This window comes from Bacillus cereus group sp. MYBK15-3, from assembly GCF_051916765.1.
Taxonomy (GTDB): Bacteria; Bacillota; Bacilli; order Bacillales; family Bacillaceae_G; genus Bacillus_A; species Bacillus_A cereus.
The window spans coordinates 1-7,614 of sequence record NZ_JBQAHG010000019.1; the positions used below are offsets into that span (position 1 = coordinate 1).

Sequence of the window (7,614 nt, forward strand, 5' to 3'; positions counted from 1 at the left end):
TGATGGCAGAGAGGTCACACCCGTTCCCATACCGAACACGGAAGTTAAGCTCTCTAGCGCCGATGGTAGTTGGGACCTTGTCCCTGTGAGAGTAGGACGTCGCCAAGCAAGCTTAAGACGAGTCAGAATGACTCGTCTTTTTTGTATGCTTTCATACCTCTATCAATTGCATTTTTAACCCCTTCTAAATAAGAAAATCCATATTTTTTATCTGGCTCTAAGTAAGTTCCTTCCGCCCACTCATTCCATGCGTTAATAAATAAAAACTCGCTGTTATAAAAAGAGTAAGTTCGATGAATTTGCTTGCTTAAATATATGGTGAATTTTTCAGGGGTAGAACCTACAAAGATGCTGCTATTCGCGTTTTTACGTCGTGCAGTATTATCCCAATCAACAAAAGCACCAGGAAATGTTTTTTTCTTTGGGAGCGATCGTTGTAATATATACATCCATACTTTATCGTAGTCCCAAACATTTAATTGCATATCAGAATCATATATTACCTTATTTATGTCTGAAGAGCTATCATGGGCAATTGTATAGAAAGGTTCAAACTGAATGCTAGCATCGAATCCATTTATATTAGGTAGTGGAAAACTGTTTAATGTTTCAGCAAAGTATATACCTTTTAAACCATTTTCTCGCGCTAATGCATTCCAGTAATTAAGCATTTTTTCGCAATCAGGAATATGTCCTGGACGATAAATAATGAATAGGGGTTTATCATCTATATAAATATATCTCTCATCTTGGAAAGCTTGTAATAAATAATCAAAGTGTTCCTTCCAATCAGATATATCTCCGTAGTCTTGAGGCATTAATATATGTTTATCGAGACCATCCCAAGATTTTGTCCATGGTTCATTTGCCCAAGAAAGACAAAAAGGGAAGTCAGGTTCTTTCATCTTTAGTACCTCATTAAAGGGGGTTTCTAATAGTCTTTTTCCCTTAAACCAGTAATGATAATAACAAAAACCATATATACCGTATGCTTTAGCGATTTTTGCTTGCCACTTTCTTACGGAGGGGGTAGTTAAGTCATAATAAAAATCTTGATAAGGTTCCCTAGGTTGATAATGTCCTGAAAATAAAGGTCGTGCACTTTTAGTATTTGTCCATTCAGTAAATCCTTTCCCCCACCATCGATCATTTTCTTTAATTTGATGGAATTGTGGTAAGTAAAAAGCGATTATTTTCAAGTTATATCCCCCTTATGTTATTCGTAGTTCAAGTAGTGGGAAGTTACTAGTGATTTATTAAATCACTGAATTATATAGTATTTAGAAATTTTTTACACATTTTTTACTAATAAAAACATGTAAAAATTCAGCATCTAGCCCTAGTGATCTATCCTTTTGTAAATAAACAATTGTATACATGTTTGCATGTGTATAAATATATTCAATCATATCCTGCCCCCAATCGAACGTTACTAAAGATCCATTCTCATCAATAGGGTTTCCATGATAAATGGGCTCTTCAATATATTCAATCACCTCTTTATTCATTCTTGCTCTTTGCACAGTTTTTGTGAGTGTATGATACCAAGGGACAGTAAATACATGAGCACCGCCAGGTTTTAATACTCGTTCTATTTCTTTAAAGGCTTTGTTTGGCGTCATTACATGCTCAAAAACGTCTTGAGTAATGAATAAATCAAAAGATTCATTTTCAAAAGTCATGTCTTCTAAGTTCTCACATCTAATACCTTGAAAGTATTGGCCAAGAGGATAATTTTTAAAGTATTGAGAATAAGTATAGTTTTTACAGTTTTTTAATAGTAGCTGAGTCGTAATTCCTCCAGGAGAGGATTCGTGAATATTATAGGAATACCATTTTGGAAAAAATGTATGTAAAGCATGGATTAAAGCTCGCTGCCTTGGTATAGAGTTACATGTAGAACATAAATAATGATCTCTAAGCCAATCATTATGCTCTATAAATGTAGCTTTCTTTTCGCAAATAACGCAGTACCCATTATTGTGTTTCAAATTGATTTCCACACGATATCCCTCCTATGTTAATAAATGCAATCTATGTATGGAAAGTATGATACACGTCAACAATCAGCGAAATCAAAGGAAATGGGTGAAAGTTAGGTATCTCTTAAAATTACGATTAGGGAAAGAGAATAATTAACTCCCACTCGAATTAAAGTTTCACTTTATGCTATGCGATGTATCAGCTTTTATTCGTGGGAAAATGTATAGACTTAAAATATCCCTTTCGTGTATGGGTACATTTCAAAATCCTGTGCGTATATTTCTGTAACTAAGTCCATAGTTTCTTTATCATAAAAGCTTTCGTATGTTGGAAATCGGGGAAAGCCTGGATCTGTAATGCTAAGTTCTGCATAGCTTCCTGCATAAATCATCTTGTGAGCGCGATGATGATCTGAATTTGTAAGAAGTGCTAAATTAGATTTTGTTAAATCGTACATGTGTTCTATCTTAGCGATTTGTGTATTAAAATCTTCTAAAGGAATATAGCATTGAATGAAGTTTTCTTCACCAGGGACGTATTGTTGACTAAAATGTATATCTAATGCTAGGGAATTGGAACCGAATGCCTGAACGTAATATAAAAATTGTTTAAATGATATTCCTTGATTACTATATTTATCATTATAAAAATAATGACGGATGCTCTCCCATTGTGGGCTAGCATATGGATTGTCAGCAAGTAATAAAAATGAGCTGACAGCCCTTGTATAAGGATTTCGTACAAGTTTACAAACATTTTTTTTAGCCTCTAGAAGACTATTTTGTAATTGTTGAATGTAATTTGTACTGTTTTTATACACCCAGAACTCATAGTAATGAATAAAGTCATTGTATTTCTTTGCTTCAGTAAATAATCCAATTTGAAAAAAGAACCAATTAGCTAATGAGGTGCATCCGCTTCTATGACTCCAAAATAGTATAAGGGGAAAGTCTTTATGGTAATGGGGAATTCGATCTTTATGTAGGATTACATGATTTAAAAGTTCTTGATTTATATTTTTCATGAGTTTCGCACTCCTTTTTTGAGAACCTTGTGTATTTAGAAGTTTTTTTATGGGTTAAACAAGTGAGGATTGTTTATTAAATATATTCATGGGGATGAGTAAATATTATGAGTGTTTTTGCAGTCAACCTTAATAAGGAAGCTATTCTAAAATGAAAATAGAAAATAAAGATAATGAAAATTTATAACAAACATACAATGATAAGAGGATGAATAATCAAAATGATCCAGTTTATTTGTGTATATTTTTAAGTTTGACGATAGGAAAAATTTATTACTAGAGAGATGATATTATGAGGAAGAATAATTATTTAATAGTAGGTGGAAATAGTTTCATTGGTATCAACCTCGCATTGGGTTTATTGAAACAGGGGCAAAATGTAAAAGTATTTTCCAGACATATAAATAATTTTCCTCAAAATATTATAAGTGAAGTTGAATTTATTAAAGGTGATTTAGAAAATGTTGAGGATATATATAAGGCTTTAGTGAATATAGATATTATTATTTATTTAGCTGCGACGTCTAACGTAGCAACTTCAATTGAAGACGTTTTTGGCGATATTAATAGCAGTCTATTTTTTCTTAATTTCATGGAAAGTGTTAAAGAATTTCGTATTAAAAAAATTATATTAGCTTCTTCGGGAGGCACAGTTTATGGTGAACCTGAATATTTGCCTATTGATGAGAAACATCCATTAAGACCACTTTCCCCGTATGGAATAACAAAAGTTTCGCTGGAGAATTATTTGTATTTTTATAAGAAAAAATATGGAATAGATTATGTTGTATGTAGATATTCTAATCCGTATGGAAAATACCAAAACCCTTTAAAAAAAGTTGGGGCGATAAATTGTTTTTTGTACCAGCATCTCAGTAATGAAAGGATTCATATATATGGGAATCCAGAGGAGATTATTAGAGATTATATTTATATCGATGATTTAGTTGAAATTACTATACAACTAGCACAATTAAATCAATTGAAATCTTGCGTATACAACATAGGGAGTGGCAAAGGTCTTTCTTTAAAACGAATTATAGTGGAATTAGAGAAAATAACAGAAAGAAAAGTGGATTTTATCTGTTACAAACAAAAACAAGAGAACGTTCAAAGAATCATTTTAAATATTGATAAGGTAAAACAAGAATTGAATTGGGAACCTAAAATAGATTTTAAACATGGGATTAGATTAAATAAGCTATGGATTGAAGAGTTTTTATGTAGTAAAAAATAATAACCCACGCTCTACTTGTATATAAGCAGAGCGTGGGTTATTATTTTATTTCTTTTTCTATAACCCAAAGGTCTTGATGTTCCCACCAAAATCCTTCGGTATACTTTTTAATAATTGGGTTATGGGGTAATAATTTAATTTTGTCACACACGTAAGAGGGGCTAACTATCGTTTGTCCGTATTGATTCACATCTAAATCAAATTGTTCACTAGAAGAGAGAAACCAATAGCCCTTTTCATTTAAATTTGGAAACCCGAAGTATTTTTTGCTTTGATAGCCATGGGTTGTGAAAATGAATAAACCACCAGGTGAAACAGCGTTATACAATGTTTGCAGCCAACGAAACCAAGTTGTATCAGGCATATGAGAGAAAAAGGATAGACAAAAAACGATATCGTATGTAGAGGAGTCCAATTTTAACTGTTCAGGCTCAGGATGAGATAATATAGAAGAATTATTTAATTTGTTTTCAATAAAGGAAATGGCCTCTTCGTGTATATCGCAAGCGGTTATACTCAAACTCGTTTGTAGATTTAATAAATGACGTGTTACGCAGCCGTATCCGGATGCAAATTCTAACAATTGAATTGGATTGCCTGTAGGAGGATAAAGGGAAGTAATTAAGTTTAAGAGTATTTGTGCTGAGTTTTTCCCATCTTTAAAGTAGTAATCTATCGCTTCTTTTTTTGATGGGAAGACAGGATTAGTGACAATGAACTGAAAGATATGATCCTCAGGATGGATACTTGCATTTACATTATAGCTGTGTGCGATTTGAGAAATTAAATCTTTATGTTCCTCTATAAAGTCTTTCAAAGAGTATTCCTCCCTTGAGTAATAGTAGTAACTTACAAGAGATATTGATGGCATAGAAAGCACATGTTTAAATTTTTAAGTATGCTTTAAGATACTTTCTATATGTATACATTTTCATTTTAGAAATGTCGTCGATAGTAAATTTTTCTTTAATGAAATTTTGCATTTGCACAACTTCATTGTAATGGGAGTATGAATCTTCTGTTCTCGTTACGCTACTTAAATGTCGTCTATGATAGTTTAAGGGGGCTGGATTGAAGTGAATATCTCCCTCTGTAAGAAGAGAAATATAGAAGAACCAGTCGCCAGCTATTTTGAACTTCTCTAACTGTTTTTCCGTTTTCTTCATATCTATATTTTTAAAAACTACACTTGAAACATTAGGTATAGTGTTTTTGATAAGTAACGTATCTTGTATTTCTTCGACGCCTTTTCGAAAATAGGGGGCTTTCCATTTTTCTTTATCGATATCATTTGTGTAATTTAAATAATGATTAGCCAATACATTTCCTTGTTCATCTATTTGTTTTGATTGTGTGTAACTTAAGGTAATATTGTTATTTATATAAAACCCCTGTATCACCTCTTGTAAAAATGTCTTATCGCATAGGTCATCGGCCTCTGCGATCCAAATATAATCACCAGTTGCTGCAGAGACTCCTTTTATCCATTGTTTAAATACAGAACCAGAGTTTTTATCATTAATAATCTGTTGAACCTTCAGGTGGGTCTTATTTTCTTTTGAAAGCAGCTTTTTAAAAGTTGATACGCTATGATCAGTGGAGGCATCGTCTAAGAAAATTAGTTCGTAAAGAGGGTAGGTTTGGTTTAATATTGATTCGATTCGATCAGGTAAGTATTTTTCATAATTATAGTTCGGTATGATTACACTTATCTTTTTGTAATTATGTTCGAGAAGATCTAGTAATTGATAAATGTAATTAAGAAAATTGAAGTTTTTTTCGATAAGTTCTTGGCCAAAGCTTCCCTTTTGTAATCGTAATCCCTCATCATGAATAAATTCATATATTTTTTCTAGCATTTTGGGTAAATTTAAAAAGTCTACTAAGGCACCAGTTTTTTCTGTAACAACATCTTCAAAACCTCCAGCATTTTTAAACCCTATAACAGGAAGTTTTGCATCTAATGCTTCTAAAACAACATTTGGAAAAGGATCTTCCCTTGAAGTTAATAAGTATAAGTCAGCCCCAGCGTTATATAATCCGATATCGGGAGTAGGATCGACTAATGTGAAATGTGCTTTATATTTAGGGGGCAGTGTATTCAGGAATTGAACGTTTGTTCTCCCTACCCAAATGAAATGAATATCCTTGTGAGTCTTTCTTACTGAGTAAGAGATAAGTGAGAATAAATCTATCCCTTTCCGATAATCTGCGAAGCCTACACCCAAGATGATTTTGCTATCTAGAGGCAGGTTAAGCTTCTTACGTAACTCATTTCTAGCTTTTGCAATATTGTTCTTATAAGGATTGTGGTTAAACAAACCTTGAGGGAGAATGTGACATTTTTGAGGATCCAATTCAGTGATTGTACGAAATTTTTCATATACGTATTGTGAAGGGAAGACAACTTTGTAAGCAAATTCAGCGATGTTTTTAGCTTTCCCTTCAGCAGAGTACTGTTGTATTAAATGCGGTAATTCATGTATTAATGAAACAACTTTTATATTTTGTCTAGCTAGTAATGCGACGATATCGCCACTTATGACAGTGCTACATATGGCGAGGGTAAAATTCTGTGATAATAAATCCTTTATTAATAATTCGACCTTTTCTTCTGTTTGATAACCTTGCTCGAGACAATAAACAGGACCATACTTTTGAAAATCGGGAATTAAAATACCGGATCCAATAGAAATAATTGCAACAGAGTAATCAAAGTTTTCTTTAAGAGCCTTAATAGTATGTAAAGAAAGTAGCTGTGCTCCGTGGAAATGGGCATCATGGGATACATAAATTATCTTTTTATTAACATGCATTTCATAACGCCTCCTAAGGGTATTAGATTTCTTTCCCTTTTTTAAAGGTAAAGAAGAGAAGTGTTTTATTTATAATCCCCCTAGAGATGAGCAGGAGGGAGAACGTACTAAAAGAAAAAATACTATCCTTAATATATATTTACTTGGTCTCACATTCATTCTTTAGAAAAGTATTAGTATTAAGTTAGAGAGTGTAGGCTGCAGATTGTTAATTTGAATACATAAGTTTAAGAAGTTCTAAGGATGTATTAGAAATTAAGAGAAGGCAAAGCTTTTATGATTTATAAAATAAAAAAGATAAAAGGTATTGACGATTGATCTACAGGGGTGTAATATAGAACAAGTCGCCGATGACAATAACGTCGCAAGCGACAAACGAAATGAAAAACTTAGTTGACATCAAATAACGAAAGTGTTAACATAAGGAAGTCGCAAATGAGCGGCTAAGTAGTTCTTTGAAAACTGAACGAAACAAACAACGTGAAACGTCAATTTTTATTTTAGATGCTAGACAAACTAACTTTATTGGAGAGTTTGATCCTGGCTCAGGATGA

6 protein-coding genes and 1 rRNA gene are annotated in these 7,614 nt (G+C 32.6%); 2 read left to right on the top strand and 5 right to left on the bottom strand.

What is annotated here, in order from left to right:
- Window positions 1-108, top strand: a 5S ribosomal RNA gene (gene rrf, locus ACTFR8_RS30170); the annotation flags it as partial.
- Window positions 109-122: 14 nt separating this feature from the next.
- Here rrf and ACTFR8_RS30175 read toward each other — a convergent pair.
- The 3 genes from ACTFR8_RS30175 to ACTFR8_RS30185 form a co-directional block, all read right to left on the bottom strand.
- Window positions 123-1,199, bottom strand: a complete 1,077-nt coding sequence (locus tag ACTFR8_RS30175; protein ID WP_000690999.1) for a glycosyltransferase WbsX family protein — start codon at window positions 1,197-1,199, stop codon at window positions 123-125.
- Between the two features lie 81 nt (window positions 1,200-1,280).
- The gene (locus ACTFR8_RS30180) at window positions 1,281-2,003 is read right to left on the bottom strand and encodes a class I SAM-dependent methyltransferase (protein ID WP_048568272.1); all 723 of its coding nucleotides are present in this window, start codon (window positions 2,001-2,003) and stop codon (window positions 1,281-1,283) included.
- 209 nt (window positions 2,004-2,212) lie between these two features.
- Window positions 2,213-3,007 carry a sulfotransferase family 2 domain-containing protein gene (locus ACTFR8_RS30185; protein WP_048568271.1) on the bottom strand — a complete coding sequence of 265 codons (795 nt, stop codon included), beginning with the start codon at window positions 3,005-3,007 and terminating at the stop codon, window positions 2,213-2,215.
- Window positions 3,008-3,299: 292 nt separating this feature from the next.
- Here ACTFR8_RS30185 and ACTFR8_RS30190 point away from each other — a divergent pair, with 292 nt between their 5' ends.
- Window positions 3,300-4,244 carry an NAD-dependent epimerase/dehydratase family protein gene (locus ACTFR8_RS30190; protein WP_001230829.1) on the top strand — a complete coding sequence of 315 codons (945 nt, stop codon included), beginning with the start codon at window positions 3,300-3,302 and terminating at the stop codon, window positions 4,242-4,244.
- A gap of 40 nt (window positions 4,245-4,284) precedes the next feature.
- Here the strand turns inward: ACTFR8_RS30190 and ACTFR8_RS30195 are convergent, their stop codons facing one another.
- Both ACTFR8_RS30195 and ACTFR8_RS30200 read right to left on the bottom strand, forming a co-directional pair.
- Entirely contained in the window at window positions 4,285-5,061 is a 777-nt protein-coding gene (locus ACTFR8_RS30195; RefSeq protein WP_000651234.1) for a class I SAM-dependent methyltransferase, read from the bottom strand.
- 67 nt (window positions 5,062-5,128) lie between these two features.
- Entirely contained in the window at window positions 5,129-7,060 is a 1,932-nt protein-coding gene (locus tag ACTFR8_RS30200; protein WP_252209759.1) for a glycosyltransferase, read from the bottom strand.
- Between the last annotated feature and the right edge of the window lie 554 nt (window positions 7,061-7,614).